Raw genomic sequence first — 19,620 nt, forward strand, 5'->3', positions numbered from 1 at the left:
CAGATCAGTATTTCCCCAGAGGCGGATCCCCATCCGCCCAGCGACTCCCACAGCCGCATCCCGTCACTCTAGCAGGTCGCGGTTTCCCGACGCATAGGAACACATGGAACTATGGAGTCCGCAGTGATGCCGGTACAGGCGAAGGGGGCGGACAGTGGGGACAGCGGTCACCGTCATCGTGCCGACCTTCAACGAACGCGACAACGTCGCTGAACTGGTGGCCCGCACCGCGCTCGCGCTCGCCGCGTACGACGCCGAGATCCTGTTCGTCGACGACAGCACAGACAGCACGGCCGCCGAGGTCGAGCGGGTGGCAGCCGATGCTTCGCTGCCCGTGCGCGTGATCCACAGGGCCGACAACACCGGTGGGCTCGGGGGAGCGGTCGTCGTCGGGCTGGAGGCCGCACAGCACGATCTCTGCATCGTCATGGACGGCGACCTGCAGCATCCGCCCGAGCTGCTTCCCGTTCTCCTGGGAAGGCACGGCGAAGGCGGTGCCGATCTCGTCGCCGCCTCGAGATACATCGGCGGCGGCGACACGAGCGGCTTGGGAACGGCGGTCCGCTTCGGTGTCTCCAGGGCGGCCACCTGGCTGACACGGGCGATGTTCCCGATCCGTCTCGCCCGCAGCACCGATCCGATGACCGGGTTCTTCCTCGTCGACCGGTCGCGTCTGGACCTGGCCGCCCTCAAGCCGCAGGGATTCAAGATCCTCCTCGAGATCCTCGCTCGCACGGACCTCCGCATCGCCGAGGTGCCGATGGAGTTCGGCGAGCGTCGTCACGGGACCTCCAAGGCGAGCCTGCGTCAGGGGGCGACTTTCGTCGCGCACCTGGCCAGACTCCGATTCGGCAAGATGTCGCTCTTCGCGATCATCGGAGTGATCGGCGCGGCCGCGAACCTGGGGATCATGTGGCTGCTCACCGCCGCAGGTGTTCCTTATATATGGGCCGCGATCATCGGCGCCGAGGTCACGATCATCGGCAACTTCCTCCTGCAGGAGCGGTTCGTCTTCGCAGACATGCGCACGGACGCACGCGGACTGGGCGGCCGATTCGCCGCGTCGTTCACCTTCAACAACGTCGAAGCCGCACTGCGGATCCCCGTGATGGCGCTCATGGTCGAGACCTGGCATATCTCCAGCGTGCTCGCGACGGGGCTGTCGCTCATCGTCGCCTTCTTCGCGCGATTCCTCTTCCACTCCCTCGTGGTCTACGCGCCGCAGCGGCGGGCGAAGGAGGCGACGGAGGACGGGGAGCCGAAGCCGGACACGGCGACGCTGCGCATCATACGGGCGATCGATGCCGAGGCGATGAAGCCCGGCGAGCTCTGAGCCGAAGAGCGTACGACCGGGGCCGCCGGTGCTGCGGATGGCCGCGCTCCGACGCCGGGATCGAGCGACGTCGATGGCGTGCGAGGATGTCAGGCGGGGAGGCGACATGAAGCGCAAGGCACTGGGGGCCGTAATCGCGCAGGCGGCGCAGGCGGGTATCGGTCTGCTCCTGCAGATCCTCGTCGCCCGACTGCTCGGCATCGAGGAGTACGGCCGATTCGCGATCCTGTACGGGGTGGTGATCGTCGCCACCGCTGTCGTTACCGGCCTCGTCGGCGATTCCCTCGTGGTGCTCGACCGCTCGCAGCGCCCGATCAGGGCAGGCCTCGAGGCGATGCTGCTCGCATCATCCGCGGTGCTGGCGGTTGGCTCCTTCCTGATCGCCTGGCTCACCGGATTCTCTGACGCAGCGGAATCCGCGCTGTTCGCACTTGCCCTCGCCGCGTTCGCGGTCGAGGAGATCGTCCGGCGGATGCTGATCGCGCATCTGTTGTTCATCCGCACCGCGATCACCGACGTCGCAGGATTCGTCGTCGCGCTCGCCATCATCCTCACGGTGCATGTCACGGGCACCCTGACACTCGCCGCCTTCCTCGGCGGCATCGCCGCGGGACAGATCGTCGCGACGTTCGTCGGCTGGTTCCTGTCACCTCGGAGCGACAGGCGTCTCGTGGGCCTCCGTGGTGCGGACATGGCCGCGGTCTGGCGGTACGGAATGTGGCGTGGGCTTCAGCAGGTGCTGCGCCCGAGCCTGTTCACCGTGCTGCGTCTGCTGGTGCTCGCCGGCGCCGGGCTCACCGCCGTCGGTCTGCTCGAGGCCGCTCGCACCTACACCTCTCCGCTGATCCTCGTGATAGGCGGGCTCTCGTCCTTCCTCTTCGTGCGCTTCGCCGACCAGCACAAGGCAGGCGGAAGCGGATCCGTACGCGAGGCCGACCGTGTCGTGGTCTTCCTGCTCGCAGGCACGGTGGTGATGAGCGCGATCGCCGTGGTGCTCATCCCGTGGGTGAGTCCGCTCCTGTTCGATGTCGAGGTCGACCCGCTTGCTGTGATCGCGTGGCTGGCCTACGGAATGTCCGTCGCTGTCGTGACCCCGTACGGGGCGTTGGGGGCGGTCGCCGGTCGCCAGGTAGCGGTATTCGTGATCCGTCTCTCCGACACGATCCTCGCGATCGCGGCCGTGATCGTGATGATCGCGCTGGGTGCGCAACCGTCGACGCTGCCGTTCGCGCTCGCCGTCGCATCACTGCTCGGGGGTCTGGGACTGCGTTGGCTGGTCGTCGCGGGTCGTGGCCCCGGCAGCCCGCGTGGTGACAGAGCACAGGACCGTGAATGATAGGTTTAGGCCCTGTCTTCGGCTGAGGGGGTTGGCGATGGAAGATGTCCCTTATGGACGTATCCTGCGCGAGGGATGGGTTGTCATCGTCGTACTCGCGGTGCTCGGTGCCGGCATGGGGTGGTTCGTCACGAAGCTGTTGCCCGAGACGTACGCGGCCACGTCGACACTGCTGCTCCGTGTCGATTCGACCGAGGCATCTCTCTTCGAGCGGAATCAGTTCAGCCTCGCCCGCATCAAGTCCTATCCGCCGCTGGTCGACAGCCCCGAGGTGATCGACAAGGTGCGCGCAGAACTCGACCTCGACGAGGACGAGTACACCGACCGTGACATTCGACAGATGCTGTCCGCCGAGAACACAGCCGACACGGTGCTGCTCGTGGTGCGCGCTGATGCTCCCACCGCTGAGCTCGCCACCGACATCGCCAACTCGGCCGCGACGCATCTCTCGGAGCTGATCGGCGAGACCGAGAACGACGAGGACGACGCACGGTACACCGTGGCACTCGATCAGGTGCTCCCGGCGGTCGCTCCCCTTGCGCCGATCTCGCCTCAGGTGACCGCGATCACCGGACTCGGCGGCATCGCGGGCCTCGCGCTCGGCGCCATCATCGCGGTCTATCGCACGACGACGAACCGTCGGCTTCGGACCATCTCCGACGTGCGGCGCGCCTCGGGTCTCCCGGTCATCGGGCAGATTCCGCGGCGCAGTCGACTCCGTCCCGATGACGGCTCCGGCGCGATCGTCGCATACGAGGAGGCGGCCGGGAACCTCGTGGCGCTCGCCGGAGGGCGCATGCGAACGCATGTGCTCGTCCCCGCCTCGGACGGAGCGATCGACGACGATGCGGTCACCGGGATGCTCGAAGCGCAGCGTCTGATCGGCGCGACCGCCTGTGTCATCGATACCCGCGAGGCCCACGTTGCCGGTCATGGGCACACCCTGAACGAGGTGCTCGACGGGGCGACGATCTCGGACGATGAGGACAAGAGAGCGGTCTTCGTCGCCGCGGAGCCCATCACGCTCGAGAGGCTCGTCTCCGAGCTCCCCGAGCTGGTCAGCTCCATGCACGACAGCTTCGACGTGGTGATCGTCGTGTGCGAACCCGGCGCATCCGCGCTCATCGAACAGCTCATGGGCCCGGGCGCCGGTCTCATCATCACGGTGAGGCACAACTCGACGTCGGCGACCGACCTCGTCGCCGTGGCGACACGGTTGCGGGTCATGGGCGTCCGCCCTCTGGGCGTCGTCATGCTGCACACGGGGTCTCGGTCGCTGGGCTCGATCGCCGAGTCGTGGCGAGTCTCCGATCGCGACACCGTCGCCGCGGGCGCCGGAGGCTCGCATGCTCGCTCCGACTGATCTTCAGCGCCCGCCTCGGCAGCAGTCCGCGCACCATCCCAGCGCGGCGAGAGTGGCGGTGGTGGGGGCTCTCTATGTGCTGATCATCGTGAGCGTGATCCCCTGGCGCAGCGCGACGATCTACTCCGGCGGCGCGGATGGGGTGGTTGTCGCCAAGGCGTTCATCGCGCTTCTCGCGCTCGCCGCGACGGTCGCGCTGGCGGCGAGGACGCGCGAGCGGGTCGCCGTCGGTATCGCACCCGCGGGAGTGATCGCCGTCGCGCTGCTCGTCAGTGTTCTCGGGTCGATTCTCGCGGGCAACGACTCTGCGACGATCGTCCTCGTCGGCAGGATGTTCCTGGTGATGGCGACGATCCTCTTCCTCCTCACGACGGTGCCGTGGGTGACGAGCATCGTGTGCCTGCTCGCGGCGATGGCCTCAGTGGCCGTCGTCGCGGCGGTGACCGGACTGCCGAGCCTGGCGGCGAGCGGTCGTCTCGGTGGGGGTATCCCCGAGATCCACCCGAACGAACTCGCCGGCCTTGTGGCGGCGCCGATCGTCGGTCTCGTCATCCTCATGCTGCGCAACGGCGTGCGGGTCTGGCGGCTGCTCGCCGCCGTCCTCCTGGTCGGCATCGCCGTGGCGAGCGGATCACGCACCGGCCTGCTCGCGATCGTGGTCGGAATCGGCGTCGCAGTGGTGGTCAACGGCATCCGGGACCGCAGCGTCGTCTACCTTCTTCTCGGCGCTCTTCCACTCGGCTACGCGATCGGGTCGTTCACCGACGTCTTCGGCAGCCTCGCCACCCGAGCAGGGTCGAACGACACCTCCACCGCTCTCGACTCGCGTTTCGACGTGTGGAGGGTCGTGATCGGATGGGACTGGAGCGAATGGCAGAAGTGGATCGGAATCGGCCTCTCCGCCAAGAAGATCCCGGTCGATATCAAATGGCGTGACGAGCAGGTGCTCGACAGCAGTTGGGCCTCGCTGCTCGCCCAGACGGGGCTCATCGGCACCGCGCTGATCGGAGCGCTGATCGTGTGGTGCGTGGCGAGCGCGCTGATCTCATCTCGGCGCCGATGGCTCATCACGCCTTTGCTGACGCTGGTCATCATCCGCTCCGTCACGGAGAGCGGTCTCATCGACAGTGCGACTGCCTTCATCCTGTTCTTCGTCGTGGCCTCATTGCTCACCCATCGTTCCAGGCACGCCGATGACCCTGTCGGACCCGAATACGATCGGGTGGACGGGCGCCGGTCGCGACAGGCGAGTCTCACCTAGAATGTCGGAATATCCGTGTCGTCGACGCGGAGACCCGGCGCGGAGGAGAGGCCAGTGACTGAGTCGGTCGGAGGTCCGCAGCGGCGGATGGGGTGGCGTGGATGGACGATCGTCGGCGTGGTCGCCGTGCTCCTCATCGGCGGGATCGTGTGGGGCGTGATCGCGAACAGCAACTCAGGTCAGGGGGAGCCCGGCGCGTCGACCACACCGGGGGTCACCACCACACCGGGACCGACGCCGACACCACAGCCCACCGAATTCGAGACTCCGACGCCCGGTGCCACCGACGACGTCGCGAAGCCCGGCGACGGTGAAGAGGTGCCTCTCGACGAACCCGCCCCCGCGGTCGACGGCGTGGTCGCCGAAGTCACGACGATCGAGTCGATCACCGCAGGCAACGACATCCCGGGCGAGCCCAGCGGGCCGGCGATCCAGGTGACTGTCCGCCTCACGAACGATTCGGATGCGCCCGTCGACACGGCGGGGGCGAACGTCACGCTGACCTATGGCGGGGACGACCGGCTTCCCGCGGCGGGCTTGACCGGCGAGGGCACCACAGTGTGGCCGGATTCCATCCCGGCAGGCGCCAGCGCGGATGCGATATACCAGTTTGCAGTTCCCTCTTCTCCTGACGGGGACGTGCGTGTTACTGTCGATATATTGGCCGCTGCGCCAAACGTCGTCTTCGTCGGTCCTCGACCTTAGGTCGTCACCGTCGGACGACGGAATACTGGGGAATCATCGTTCGGTGCCAATGTAGGGGTTGAGCGCGAACGGTCCATCATCTGGGGAGATGAACGATGGGCACTACAGCTCTGTCTTGGGGACGCCGCGCACGGGGAGCATCGATCGCGATCGCGATGACGCTCGCCATAGCCTTCGGATCGCTGGTGGCGATCTCGCCGGCTCAGGCGGACGTCAGTCCACCCGAGGGGGAAGCGCCGACGGTGACCGCCGACTCGCTTCCGACGGTTCAGATCAACGGCATCGTCTGGGATCAGGCAGTCGTGGGCAACGTCGTCTACGCGGCCGGAAAGTTCACCAGCGCACGCCCGGCGGGCGCGGCCGCGGGGACGAACGAGACGCCCCGATCGAACCTGCTGGCCTACGACATCCGCACGGGCGCGCTGATCACTTCGTTCGCCCCCTCGATCAACGGCCAGGTGCGCCAGGTCGAGGCCTCGCCCGACGGAACGCGGCTCTACATCGTCGGCGACTTCACCACGGTGAACACCCAGACGCGCAACCGCGTCGCCGCGTTCGATCTGCCCAGCGGCAACCTGGCCGCGTTCAACCCGAACTCCAACGGCGTCACCTCCGGCGTGGCCGCGACCAACGACACCGTGTACATCACCGGCACGTTCGGCCGAGTCTCGGGCAACGACCGCTCCGGCGCCGCAGCCTTCACCCGCAGCGGCACTCTGCTCCCCTGGGCGCCCGTGCTCGAGTCACGTCAGGGCCGCGTCGTCACCGTCTCTCCCGCGGGTGACAAGGTCGTGCTCGGCGGAAACTTCCTGACCCTCAACGGCAGCTCCAATCCCGGTTACGGACTGGCCATGGTGTCGGCATCCGACGCCTCGCTGCTGCCCTTCTCCGCGAACAACGTGATCCGCAACGCCGGTCTCGACGCGGCGATTCTCTCGCTCAAGTCCGACGGCGACGACATCTACGGCACCGGCTACGTCTTCGGCAACGGCGGCAACCTCGAGGGCTCGTTCCGTGCGTCGTGGTCGAGTGGCAACCTGGTCTGGGTCAACGACTGCCACGGCGACCAGTACGACGTCGAGCCCATGGGCGACAGCGTGTACGCGGCTGGCCACTCGCACTACTGCGGCAGCCTCGTCGACGGATTCCCGCAGAGCGACCCCTGGTCGTTCTACCGCGGCCTGGCCGTCACAAAGGACGTCGAGCGCACCACGCCCTATGGCCTGAACCTCGGCTACTACGACTTCGGCGGAAACCCCGCACCCAAGCTGCAGCACTGGTTCCCCGCCTTCAACGCGGGCAACGTCAGTGGCGCATCGCAGGGTCCGTGGTCGGTCTCCTCCAACAGCGAGTACCTCGTGTACGGCGGCGAGTTCACCCGGGTGAACAACACCGGGCAGCAGGGCCTCGCCCGCTTCGCCGTGACCAGCAAGGCTCCGAACGCACAGGGCCCTATCCTCTGGAACACCGCGTGGCCGGCATCCTCGATCGCGCTCACCGGCGGATCGATCCGCGTGAGCTGGCCACTCAACTACGACCGTGACAGCGAGTTCCTGAAGTACGAGGTCATGCGCGACAACGTGGTCGTCAAGACCTACGAGAAGATCCGGTCGAAGTCCGCCGACTGGGGCCTGCCCCCGATGGCGTTCGTCGACACCACCGTCACGAACGGCACGAGCTACACATACCGGGTGCGCGCCACGGACAACGAAGGTCATTCAATCCTCGGCGGGACGACGACCGTGACGGCGTCCGGCTCGGCGGCTCCGAGTGCGTACCGTACCGCGGTGCTCGAGGACGCGCCCCTGAGCTACTGGCCGCTCGACGACTCGTCCGCGACCCTCTCGTACGACTGGGCCGGTGCATCGGACCTCGCGGTACGCAGCGGCGTCACCCGCGGAACCTCGGGCGCCATGCTCTCGGATTCCCGTGACGCCTCCGACTTCGACGGCTCGGCCAACGGCTTCGCGTCGACCACCTCGGCCATCGCCGGCCCTGACACCTTCGGTGTCGAGGCCTGGTTCAAGACGACCTCCACCGACGGCGGCAAGATCGTCGGCTTCGGCAGCAGCTCGACCGGCACATCCGGCAGCTATGACCGCCACGTCTACATGGAGGCCAGCGGACGCGTCACCTTCGGCGTCTACCCCGGCTCATCTCAGACGATCAGTTCGTCGTCCGCATTCAACGACGGTCAGTGGCACTACATGTCCGCCGGTCTCAGCGACGGCGGCATGGTGCTCTACATCGACGGCGTCCGGGTCGCCCAGCGCACCGATGTCACCTCTGCCCAGCCGTACAACGGGTACTGGCGTGTCGGTGGAGACACCTCCTGGTCTGGAGCCGCGTTCTTCGACGGTCAGATCGACGAGGTCGCCATCTACGGGGCTCCGCTGACGCGCGAGCAGGCAGCCGCCCATTACACCGCATCCGGACGCGAGCTCGAGGGCTCGACCGCACCGAGCGACGCATACGGCGCAGCCGTCTACGCCGCCGACCCCGCGCTGTACTGGCGTCTCGGCGAGTCGACCGGCAGTGTCGCGGCAGACGCCTCCGGTTACAACCAGAAGGGCAACTACTTCGGCGCTGTCACCAGGGGCGCGAACGGAGCTCTCGAGGGAGTCAGCAACTCGGCGGCCACGTTCGAGGGCGGCCAGGTCATCAGCCAGAACGCCTTCACGAACCCGCGGTCGTACTCGCTCGAGGCGTGGTTCAAGACGGACACCACGACCGGTGGCAAGATCATCGGATTCGGAAACAGCGCTGACGGCAACTCCTCCGGGTACGACCGACACGTCTACATGACACCCGACGGCAAGCTGATCTACGGCGTGTGGGTCGGTTTCGCCGAGACGCTGCAGACCAGCGCGTCGTACAACGACGGTCAGTGGCATCAGGTGGTCGCGACGCAGGGCGCGACCGGCATGCGTCTCTACGTCGACGGCGTGCTGCAGGGGTCGAACGGCCAGACGAACGCGCAGGACTACACCGGATACTGGCACGTGGGTGGCGACGTCACCTGGGGCCCCGGAGACTGGGAGTTCGACGGAGCCATCGACGAGGTAGCGGTCTATCTGACGCCCATCTCCGAGACCGCCGTCTCTCAGCACTACGCGCTGGGAACGACCGGCGCGCCGGCGAACATCGCGCCGAGCGCCAGCTTCACCACCGCGGTCACGAAGCTCGGCCTCGCGGTCGACGCCTCGGCCTCGACTGACGCCGACGGCACGATCCAGGCCTACAGCTGGAACTGGGGCGACGGATCGCCCGCGGGCTCCGGTGCTACGGCGACGCACACCTACGCCGTCGCCGGGTCCTACACGGTGACCCTCACGGTCACCGACGACAAGGGCGCGACCGACACCGAGACGGCGATCGTCGAGGCGGTGGCCAACCAGGCGCCCGTATCGTCGTTCACCTCGGCGGCGGCCGACCTCAAGGTCGACGTCGACGCGAGCGCTTCTCAGGACACCGACGGCACGATCGCCGGATACTCCTGGAACTGGGGTGACTCGACGGCAGCGGGCTCGGGGGCCACGGCGACGCACACATACGCTGCAGCCGGCACTTACACGATCACCCTGACCGTCACCGACGACGAGGGTGCCACCTCGCAGAAGACCGCCTCGATCACCGTGTCGGCGCCGGTCGGTGCAGTGACATACGCCTCGGATTCGTTCAACCGCACGGCCGCCAGCGGCCTCGGGACCGCAAACACGGGTGGGGCCTGGACGCTGTCGAACACGGCATCCAACTACCTGGTCAGCGGTGCATACGCGGCGTTCCAGCAGCCCGCCGGAGGAGCGCAGCGGTACGCCTACCTCACCGGCGTCTCCTCGACAGACACCGCGGTGGACGTCGATGTGGTCCTGCCGCAGCTTCCGACCGGAGGCAGCGCGTACTACACAGTGGCGGCACGCCGCGTCGGCACCGAGGACTACAGGTCCCGTGTGATCGTGTCTCCGACCGGCGGGGTGCAGCTGCAGCTGCAGCAGACCACCACCGTGCTGACCACGGTTCCGACCGGGCTGACCGTCGCCGCGGGCGAGGCGCTGCATGTGCGCACCGAGGCGACCGGCACGTCTCCGACCACGGTCCGGGCGAAGGTCTGGAAGGTCGGAACGACGGAGCCGACCGCGTGGACGTCGACCACGACGAGCTCCACGGCGGGACTGCAGTCGGCCGGCCACGTCGGACTCGGCGTGTACCTCGGCGGATCCGTCACCAACGTGCCCTTCCAGACACGGTTCGACAACTTCTGGGCAGGCTCGACCACGGTCGGTCCCACTCCTCCCGCCAACCAGGCGCCCACGGCCGCGTTCACCAGCTCGGTGAGCGGCCTCGCAGCGACGGTCGACGGGTCGACCTCGGCGGACGCCGACGGAACCATCGCGTCGTACGCATGGGAGTTCGGAGACGGGTCCACGGGTTCGGGAGCGACGCCGACGGCGCACACGTACGCCGCGGCGGGCACGTATCAGGTGAAGCTGACTGTGACGGACGACAAGGGTGCGACGGGCACGGTGACCAAGCCGGTGACCGTGACGGCTCCGGCCCCGGGGAACCAGAACCCGGTCGCTTCGTTCACGGCCACACCGACGGATCTCACCGTCGCAGTGGATGCCTCGGCATCGACGGACCCTGACGGCTCGATCGCCTCGTATGCGTGGAACTTCGGTGACAGCACCACCGGCACGGGCGCGACGACTTCGCACCCGTATGCCGCAGCGGGCACATACACGGTGACGCTCACGGTGACCGACAACGCCGGCGCCGTGAACACCGTCACCCAGTCGGTGACCGTGGTCGCTCCCGCGGGCGCTGCCTTCGCCGCCGACGACTTCGGTCGGGCGAACGGTGCTCTGGGAACGGCGCAGACCGGCGGCGTCTGGTCGCAGACCAGCGGAGCGGCGAACGTGTCGATCGACAACGGCGCCGCGAAGTTCACGACGCAGGCGGCGGGGCAGACCCGCACCGCATCGCTGAACGCGGCGACCTCGACCAGCACGGACCTGACCTTCACGGTCACGGCCCCCGCACTGCCGACGGGCGCGCGGGTCTACGTCGCGGCTCTCGCCCGGGTCGTCGGTGCGGACGACTACCGTGCACGCTGGCTGATCGGGGCCGACGGCTCGGTGACGGCGCAGCTCGCTCGCGGCGGCACGGCGCTCGTCTCGCAGAACCTCACCGGGTTCACATTCGCAGCGGGAACGATATATAACGTGCGAGTGCAGGCATTCGGCACAGGTACGACGACGCTGCGGAGTAAGCTCTGGGCGGCGGGAACGACAGAACCGGCTGCCTGGCAGCTGTCCACGACCGATTCCACCGCAGCCCTGCAGACCGCCGGCTACATCGGGATCTCGACATACGCGGGGTCCGGATTCAGCAGCGTTCCGTACACCGTGGCATTCGATGACTTCCGAGCACGAGGAGTGACCCCCTGAGTTTCGCAGACGCCTACCGGAGCCTTTCAGCAGCGCAGAAGGGGAGGGCCCGCGGGGCCCCCGCCTACTCGGTGTTCGTCAATCGTCCGGTGGGTCGAGTGATCGCGGCGGGCGCATACACCGCCGGCCTCACGCCCAACAAGGTCTCGCTCATCAGCGCCGCGTTCACCTTCACGGGGATCGTCCTGCTGGCGACAGTGCCCCCGTCCATCGTTCTCGGCATCGTCGTCTGGCTGCTTCTCGCGATCGGCTATGCGTGGGACAGCGCCGACGGCCAGGTGGCGCGACTGCGTGGGGGCGGATCGCTCGCCGGAGAATGGCTCGATCACGTTCTCGATTCGACCAAGCTCGTCTCCCTCCCGCTCGCCGTCGTGATCGGTTGGTACCGCTTCTTCCCGCTGCCCTCCGATCTCTGGCTTCTGGTTCCGCTCGGGTTCGCCGTGATCTCGACGGTCACCTTCTTCGGGATGATCCTGAACGACCTCCTGCGCGGCAAGCGCGGGGTGCCGCAGGCAGCGCAGGCCGGGGGATTCTCGCTCGTCCGTTCTCTGATGGGTCTACCCACCGACTACGGCGTGCTGTGCTTCGCGTTCGTGCTCTGGGGTTGGGCGCCCGCGTTCATGCTGGTATACAGCCTGCTGGGACTCGCCGCGCTGCTGTACCTGGCCGCGGCCTTGGCCATATGGTTCCGAAAGATGTCGGCGCTCGGCTGAGTCGAAAGGATCTCCGATCGCTGACGTTTACTCAATCGATATCAGCGAACCCAGCGTGACTACCCAGGGAATTCAGGCTATGGTCTAGGATAATCCGCCACCCGAAGGCGGATGTCGTAGCTGCCACCCCGACCCTGCAGTGACGAGAAGCACATCGGAGCCTCCCCCTCATGCGCAAAAAAACCCTCCCCCTCATCGCATCCCTATCCGCACTTCTACTCCCCTTGGTCGTCGTCTCACCCGCCGCGGCGGCGACGACAGACGTGGTCGTGGTTCAGGACTCCATGACCCGTACCGTCGCCAAGGGCCTCGGCACATCGGCCCAGGGCACGACCTACGACGCGGCACCCGTGACCTCAGCCTCGGTCGCCAACGGCGCGGCCAAGCTGACCGCCGCCGCCCCGGGCGCCACGGTCACCGCTCGGCCTGTCGGCCTGTCGGTCAGAGACTCGACCCAGTCCACGGTCTTCACCCTTCCGAAGCTTCCGACTGCAGGCTCCGGCGTGTACCTGAGCCTGCAGTCGCGCCTCACCGCCGACGGCTTCTATCAGACCCAGGTGCGCGTCGACCCGAAGGGCGTGATCCTTCTCGAGACGCTCCGAGTCAACGCGGGCGTGCAGACCTCGCTCGGCCACACCTCGGTTCCGGACCTGCGGGTCAAGGCCGGAGTCCCCTTCGTGCTCGAGACCCGTCTCGCGGGGACGGTCGCCGTCACCATCGACGCGCGTGTGCACGCCGTGGGCGTGAAGCCGTCCACCTGGAAGCTCAGCGTCACCGACCGTGCGACGAAGCGACTCACGGTCGCCGGCCGCACCGGAGTGCGACTCTATGTCTCGCGGAGCACTCCCGCACTCGCGGTCCTGTTCGACGATCTTCGGGTGACGACGAAGCAGGAGGTGAAGCCGACAACGCCCCCGGCGACGCCGACCGCTCCGACGGCCCCGACGACGCCGACCACTCCGACGACGCCGACCGCTCCGGCGGCCCCCGCAGGTGGAGCCCCGGTCTGGAACGTGGCCGGCACTCGCACCGCGGCCGGTTCTGCGGTGGTGGGGTCGACGAACTACGCCGTTCCATCGGGTGCGCTCTTCGTGAGTCCCAGCGGCACGGCCGCCGGAACAGGGTCGTCCGCAGCGCCTTTCGCCACCGTGCAGACTGCGGTCGACCGTGCAGCATCCGGGGCCACTCTCGTGCTTCGGGCAGGCACGTATCACGAGTCGGTCGTGATCCCCGCGGGCAAGAAGCTCACGGTGCAGTCCTACCCCGGCGAGGCCGTCTGGTTCGACGGGGCGTCGACGCTGAAGAACTGGCAGGGCTCGAGTGGACGCTGGTTCAGCGCCGACTGGAAGTACGACTTCGACTCCACCCCATCGTTCACGAAGGGTGAGGCCGACGGCACCGAGGCCGGGTGGAGATGGCTGAACGACGCGCATCCCATGGCCGCGCATCCCGAGCAGGTCTGGATCGATGGCGTCGCACAGGCGGAGGTCGCCTCGCTCGCGAATCTCAAGGCGGGCACATTCTTCACCGACGTCGCGAACGACCGCCTCTACCTCGGCACCGATCCGACCGGACGCAACGTCAAGACCTCGACGCTGACGAAGGCGCTATCGCTCCGAGGCGAGGGAGCCGTGGTGCGGGGGATCGGCATCCGCAACTATGCGACGTCCGTGTGGATGATGGGCGCCGTCACGGTCGAGGCGCCGCGGGCGACTCTCGAGAACGTCGTGATCTACGACAACGCCTCGACAGGACTCTTCGTCGGGTCGTCGAACGCCACGGTCCGCGATGTCACGCTCGCACGCAACGGCCTCATGGGCCTCGGCGCGAATTACGCCGATGCGCTCGTCATCGATGATCTGCTCGCTATCGAGAACAACGCCGAGCATTTCAACACATCGCCGGTGTCCGGCGGAGTGAAGATCGCGAAGTCGCGCGGCGTGACGGTGACCGATTCCGCGTTGCTGCGCAACGACGGGCCGGGTGTCTGGCTCGACCAGTCCGTGTACGACGTCCGCATCGCCGGATCCGACATCATCGAGAACAAGGGAGCCGGGGCATTCCTCGAGCTCTCGCAGAAGATCGATTTCGTCAACAACCTCGTGCTGCGAAACGTCGGCAACGGGGTCAAGATCAACAACACCGGTGGTGTGAACCTCTGGAACAACACGATCATCGGCGGCGACCGCGCCGTCAACGTCGTGCAGGACAGCAGAAGCGCCACTGACGCGTCGGTGCCGGGACACAACGCTCGGCGCCCGTTCCCGGACCCGACGATGCCGTGGCTCATCCGCGACATCTCGATGGGCAACAACGTCATCGGTGAGAGCGCGGGCAACTGCACGGTGTGCGTCGAGGACTACACCCACCGGTACACACCCGCGCAGCTGAACATCCGCTCGGACGGCAATGTGGTCCAGCGCAACGGTGCCGCCGCACCCACCTGGTTCGTCGTCTGGTCGCGCGGCGCGGAGAACGTGAACCCCTACGTCTTCTCGACGTGGGCGACGTACCGCGGCACGACCGGGCAGGACGCGAACTCGACCGCGATCGAAGGTCGTGCGGCCACCGATCGCTCCGGAAGGCTGCTGGCCGGGGTGACCGCGTCGGCCCGGACGATCCCAGCAGTGGTGGCGACGATCCTCGGTTCTGCGACGCCGACCATCGGGGCCCGCTTCCCCTGATCGGCGGAACACATGCAAGAGGCCGGGGTGCGTGAGCACCCCGGCCTCTTTGCTTCCCCTACTGAGCCGGGCCGGACCAGAAGTCGTCGTAGGTGTACACGACCGGCACTGCCGTCGCGCTCCCCGACAGGTAGCTGTTCACTCCGACGTAGCCGGCGGTCTGCAGGGACGCCGTCGCATCCGTGGCAGTGAGTGCCCACGCGGTGGGTTCGGTGGCCGACGTGCGCCACACCTTCGCCTTCAACGTGGTCGGGTTCGTTCCGGTGACCTGCAGTCTGACGCTCAGCTGATCTGCGGTGGTGACCGAGAGACCGGGGATCGTCGTAGACGACAGGACCGTCTCGACCCCGCCGATCGTCTTCGTCAGCCACAGCGACACGACGCCCGTGGAGGCTACACGGAACTTCGCGCGGTAGTCGTTGCCACTGTCGATCTGACGGCCCAGAGCCGAGAAGTAGAAGCCGCCGCCGGTCGACGGCTGGTTGAACGCCACGGTGAACCGCTCCTCGGTGTTCGTCGACGGCGTGGAGCCGGCGAGCGATGCCGAGTAGTTGTTGCCAGCGGACAGCGTGACCGTGCCGCCCGTGCCGTTGACTGCGAACTTGCTGAGGGCCGTCGCGCTGCTCGGGAACATGGTCCATGGGCCGCCCGTCGTCGTCGCGGTGCCCCAGCCGTTGGTCGCCGTGCGCGTGAAGGCGTCCTGCGCCCATACCTGCGGAGCCGCCACCGTGACCGCGTTCGTTGTGGTGGCAGTGGCGCCTCGGTCATCCGTCACCGTCAAAGTCACGGTGTACGTGCCCCCGGCAGCGTAGGCGTGCGTGGCTGTCGAACCCGAGCCCGAGGTGCCGTCTCCGAAGTCCCAGGCGTAGGAGGCGACGGTACCGTCGGCATCCGCGGAGCCGGAGGCGTTCACGGAGGCGGTGAGGTTCGCGACCGACGTGGTGAAGGCCGCGGTCGGTGCCTGGTTCTGCGCGACGGTGACGTCGTGCGTGACCGTCGAGGTGCCCCCTCTGTTGTCGGTCGTCGTGAGCGTCACCGTGTAGGTGCCGGCATTCGCGTAGGTGTGCTCCGCGGTGGCTCCGGTCGCGGTCGCACCGTCTCCGAACTGCCAGGCGTACGACTCGATGGTGCCGTCCGGGTCCGCCGCCGTGGACGCGTCGGTCGAGACCCGGAGCATGTCGGTCGCCGTCGTGAAGGCGGCCGTCGGATCCTGGTTCGGCGCCAGCGTCGTCGTCACCGTGCGAGTCGCGGTCGCCGTGGCGCCGCTGTCGTCGGTGACGGTGAGCGTTGCGGTGAATGTGCCCGCCGTCGTGTAGCTGTGCGACGCGGTCGCCCCGGTGCCTGTCCCGCCGTCACCGAAGTCCCAGGCGTACGAGGCGATCGTGCCATCAGGATCCGTCGATGCCGACCCGTCGAAGGCGACGTCGAGGTGATCCGCGTTCGTGGTGACGACTGCCGTCGGGACCTGGTTCGGAGCGACCGTCACGGCGCGCGTGAGGGTGTTGACCAACGATGTGCTGTCCGTCACCTTGAGCGTGATCGTGTACGTTCCGCCAGCGGCGTAGGTGTGCGACGCCGTCGGCCCGTCCGCCAGGGTGCCGTCACCGAAGTTCCAGGCGTAGACGAGCGGGCCCCCGTCAGCGTCGGTGGAGGTGCTGGCATCGACCGCGATGTTCAGCTTGTTCGCCGCAGATGTGAACGCTGCCACCGGGGCACGTCCTGGCACTGTCCGGCCGCTTGCGGCGAAGTGATCGCGCACCCGCTGCTCAGAGAGAGCGGTGGGGTACACGGCGACCTCGTCGAGTGTGCCGGCGATGTAGTTGCTGAGTGTGCTTCCCCAGGTGCGGTCCGCGCCGATGCGCCAGTAGCCGCGGTAGTTCTCAGCCCCTGCCATCGAGTTGCTGCCCACCAGCTGCGTGTCCAACCACAGTTTCATGCCGCCGGTGCCCTGAGTGGCCACCACATGGTGCCACTGCCCGTCGTTGTAAGCCGTGGGGGTCACGAGCGTCGTCTGCGGCTGCCCGCTTCCGAACTGGATCTTGCCGTCACTCTGCATCACCACGTGACGGTCGTACGACGAGCTCAGTCCGCTGGTCGTGTTCCCGAACCCGATCAGGGTCCCACCCCTGGTCGACGTCGTCTTGAACCACAGCTCGGCGCTGTAGGTGCTCGGCGCCGTCCAAGCCTCCTGAGCGACGACGAGCGCGCTCGTCCCGTTGAACGTGGTCGCCGTGCCGGCCCCGATCGCGGATGCCTGCCCCCGGGTCACGGTGCCGGAGAGGTTTCCGGTCGTGCCGCCGGTCGCCGAATCGACGATGCTTCCCGCAACGGTCTCGTTGAGACGCCAGAACAGGTCAGGCTTGTCCGTGGATACGGCGGCGCCGTAGACATCCGTCGGAGTCGAGGTCCAGGCTGCGGAACGCCCGCTCGCGAGGTAGTGCGACTGGATGTCCGACGGGCTCAGGGCCGCCGGATACACGGCGACGTCGTCGATCGTTCCCGCGAGTCCCGCGTTGGTGGGCTTGTTGGTGAAGCCGTTGGTCTGGTCGGCGCCGATGCGCCAATACCCGTCGTAGATCCTCGGCGAGGTTCTGGCCTGGTCGCGGTCGACGCGCTTGCCGTCGACGAAGAGCTGCATCCCCTCACTGCCGACGGTACCCACGATGTGGTGCCAGTTGCCGTCGTTCACGGCGGTCCGGCTGTAGATCGTGCGGTAGGAGCCGTCGTTGATCGCGAAGTTCGCTCGCCCCGAGGTGTCGAGGTAGAGCACGCGATCGGTGGTGCCCGAGGTCGAGGTGCCGGTGGCCGAGTCGCCGAAGCCGACGATTCGTCCGCCCCTGGTGTTCGTCGTCTTCACCCAGGCTTCGACGGTGACTGCGGCGGGCGCGGCGTTGACGTCCTGCGTCGTCATCTTCGGTGAGCTGCCGCCCGCGGAGGTGATGGCCGCGTTCGTGTCGTTCGTCATCGCGCCGCTCGAGCCGAGCGTGAGGCCTGTCGCAGTGCCCGCTGCGTTTCCGATGTCGTCCTTGAGGCGGGTTCCCGTGGTCTCATCGAGGCGCCAGTAATGCTCGGCTCCGCTCGCTCGCACTGCCGCGCGGTATGCAGCGGTCGGCGTGCTCGACACGGTGACGTAGGGCGACCACGCGCTCCACTGGACGTTGCCGTCTGCGTCCTTGGCCCTGACCTGGTAGCGCACCTGCGCTCCGGGCGCCTGCCCGGTGTCGGTGATGCTGAGGTCCGGGAGGTTCCAGAAGCGGCCGTCGCTGCGCGTGAAGGTCGCGATCTTCACCGACGGGCTGCGGAAGACGTCGTACGTGATCGTGGCGTTGTCACGATCCCAGACACTGGTGAACGGCACGCGCACGACGCCGGACTCGTTCGAGTACGGAGCCGGTGTGAGGCCCGCGTTGTACACCGGGCCGACCGCGTGCGGCGAGACGCTCGTCTTGCCGAAGCGGACGAGCCCCTGCTGAGCGACGTTGTTCACCTTCGGGAACTCGCCGCCGAGCACCACGTAGTTCGCGTTGCCGGTCACTGACCAGGCCGCCTGGCGAGAGCTGGTGTAGGTGCCGAACTCGAGGTCGGGGTACCAGTTCAGCTGCTCGGTGTACGGGAGTCCGGTGAAGTCCCAGCCGTAGGCGTCCTTCTTGGTGATGACGCCCGTGGGTGTCGTGCTCTCGGCGATGGCCTTGGTCCAGCGTGAACGCGGGTTCGTGTCGCCGAACGCTCCGACCACACTGCAGTCGTGTTTGTGCGAGACGGAGTACAGCACCCCGTCCCTGGGGAACGAGCCGTAGGTGTCGCCGAGGCAGTCGTTGACCCAGTTGATCGAGCCCGTGTACGGGTCCGCAGCGAATGTTCCCTCGAACGACGCTCCAGCGCCGAAGGCATAGCCCGTCCCGTAGACCTGGGTGCCGTCAGTGCTGAGGCTCGAGATCGCGCCATTGAGGCCGGCCGTCTTGATCTTGTCGGTGGCGGCCCACGGAAGGGCGGTGCCCGACGCGGCGTCGATCGATGCCATGCCGTAGGCGGACGCGCCGTTGAGCGTCGTGAAGGAGCCTCCGATGATGACGCGGGACGCGTCGGGACTCATCAGCATGTCCCAGACGAATCCGTCGCCGGCGGCAGACGGAGCCCACGGGAGGATCGCCTTGGTCGTGCTGCTCCAGGCGGCCAGCTCGCTGCGCGGTTGCCCCCCGCTGGAGCGGAAGTTGCCGCCGACGTAGACCGTGTCACCGGCGAACGCGAAACCGCGTACCTGTCCGTCAGCGCGCGGTGCCCAATCGAGCATCGCACCCGTTGCGACGTCGAACGAGGCCACATGCGCGCGAGCCTGTCCGTCGACAGCGGTGAAGTCGCCGCCGAAGTAGACCGTCTTGCCGTCGGGGGTGACCCGCACGACGAGGCCCTGGCCGTCGAAGGCATGGTTGAAGTTGGGCACCGGGTTGCCGGTGGTGATGTCGAAGGCGAACACGTTGTTCGCGTCGATCTCGCCGGGGCCGCCGACGGCGACCCCCGGCGGACGCGCCTTGGTGAAGCTGCCCGTGACGTACACGGTGTTCCCGGCAACCGCCTGGCTCCATACGACGCCGTTGATCTGCCACGTCGGCAGGACGTCGGCGGTGACGGTGTCGGGCTGGCCGGGGGTGTCAGCGGATGCCGACTCGGTCGGCAGCGCGATGAAAGCGATCATGGCGAGCGCCGTGGCCGCGGTGGCGATCGCGGCGATCACGCGACGGAGACGATCTGCTCCGCGGGCGGTGCGTGTCATGGAAGTT

Annotated in this window: 9 protein-coding genes; 8 read left to right on the forward strand and 1 reads right to left on the reverse strand. The window is 67.6% G+C overall.

The genetic code is table 11. From position 1 onward, the window contains the following. Window positions 1–154: 154 nt before the first annotated feature. The 8 genes from ACIPV5_RS05090 to ACIPV5_RS05125 all read left to right on the forward strand — a co-directional run bounded on the left by ACIPV5_RS05090 (window position 155) and on the right by ACIPV5_RS05125 (window position 14,842). Window positions 155–1,333 carry a glycosyltransferase gene (locus ACIPV5_RS05090; RefSeq protein ID WP_400340162.1) on the forward strand — a complete coding sequence of 393 codons (1,179 nt, stop codon included), beginning with the start codon at window positions 155–157 and terminating at the stop codon, window positions 1,331–1,333. Window positions 1,334–1,439: 106 nt separating this feature from the next. Continuing rightward, on the forward strand, window positions 1,440–2,669 hold the full coding sequence (locus ACIPV5_RS05095) for a lipopolysaccharide biosynthesis protein (RefSeq protein WP_400340164.1): 1,230 nt from the start codon (window positions 1,440–1,442) through the stop codon (window positions 2,667–2,669). A 37-nt stretch (window positions 2,670–2,706) separates the two neighbouring features. Next, window positions 2,707–4,032, forward strand: a complete 1,326-nt coding sequence (locus ACIPV5_RS05100) for a hypothetical protein (RefSeq protein WP_400340166.1) — start codon at window positions 2,707–2,709, stop codon at window positions 4,030–4,032. Window positions 4,033–4,093: 61 nt separating this feature from the next. Next, entirely contained in the window at window positions 4,094–5,293 is a 1,200-nt protein-coding gene (locus ACIPV5_RS05105; protein WP_150115149.1) for an O-antigen ligase, read from the forward strand. A gap of 54 nt (window positions 5,294–5,347) precedes the next feature. Further along, on the forward strand, window positions 5,348–5,998 hold the full coding sequence (locus ACIPV5_RS05110) for a hypothetical protein (protein WP_400340168.1): 651 nt from the start codon (window positions 5,348–5,350) through the stop codon (window positions 5,996–5,998). Window positions 5,999–6,093: 95 nt separating this feature from the next. Beyond that, complete coding sequence (locus ACIPV5_RS05115; RefSeq protein WP_400340169.1) at window positions 6,094–11,445, forward strand: PKD domain-containing protein; 5,352 nt, start codon at window positions 6,094–6,096, stop codon at window positions 11,443–11,445. An 89-nt stretch (window positions 11,446–11,534) separates the two neighbouring features. Continuing rightward, on the forward strand, window positions 11,535–12,158 hold the full coding sequence (locus ACIPV5_RS05120; protein WP_082298073.1) for a CDP-alcohol phosphatidyltransferase family protein: 624 nt from the start codon (window positions 11,535–11,537) through the stop codon (window positions 12,156–12,158). A 284-nt stretch (window positions 12,159–12,442) separates the two neighbouring features. Next, window positions 12,443–14,842: a right-handed parallel beta-helix repeat-containing protein gene (locus ACIPV5_RS05125; protein WP_400340171.1), complete on the forward strand. Its 2,400-nt coding sequence runs from the start codon at window positions 12,443–12,445 to the stop codon at window positions 14,840–14,842. Between the two features lie 58 nt (window positions 14,843–14,900). Here the strand turns inward: ACIPV5_RS05125 and ACIPV5_RS05130 are convergent, their stop codons facing one another. Further along, on the reverse strand, window positions 14,901–19,613 hold the full coding sequence (locus ACIPV5_RS05130; RefSeq protein WP_400340173.1) for a PKD domain-containing protein: 4,713 nt from the start codon (window positions 19,611–19,613) through the stop codon (window positions 14,901–14,903). Between the last annotated feature and the right edge of the window lie 7 nt (window positions 19,614–19,620).

This window comes from Microbacterium sp. NPDC090014 (assembly GCF_044748285.1).
Classification (GTDB): Bacteria; Actinomycetota; Actinomycetes; order Actinomycetales; family Microbacteriaceae; genus Microbacterium.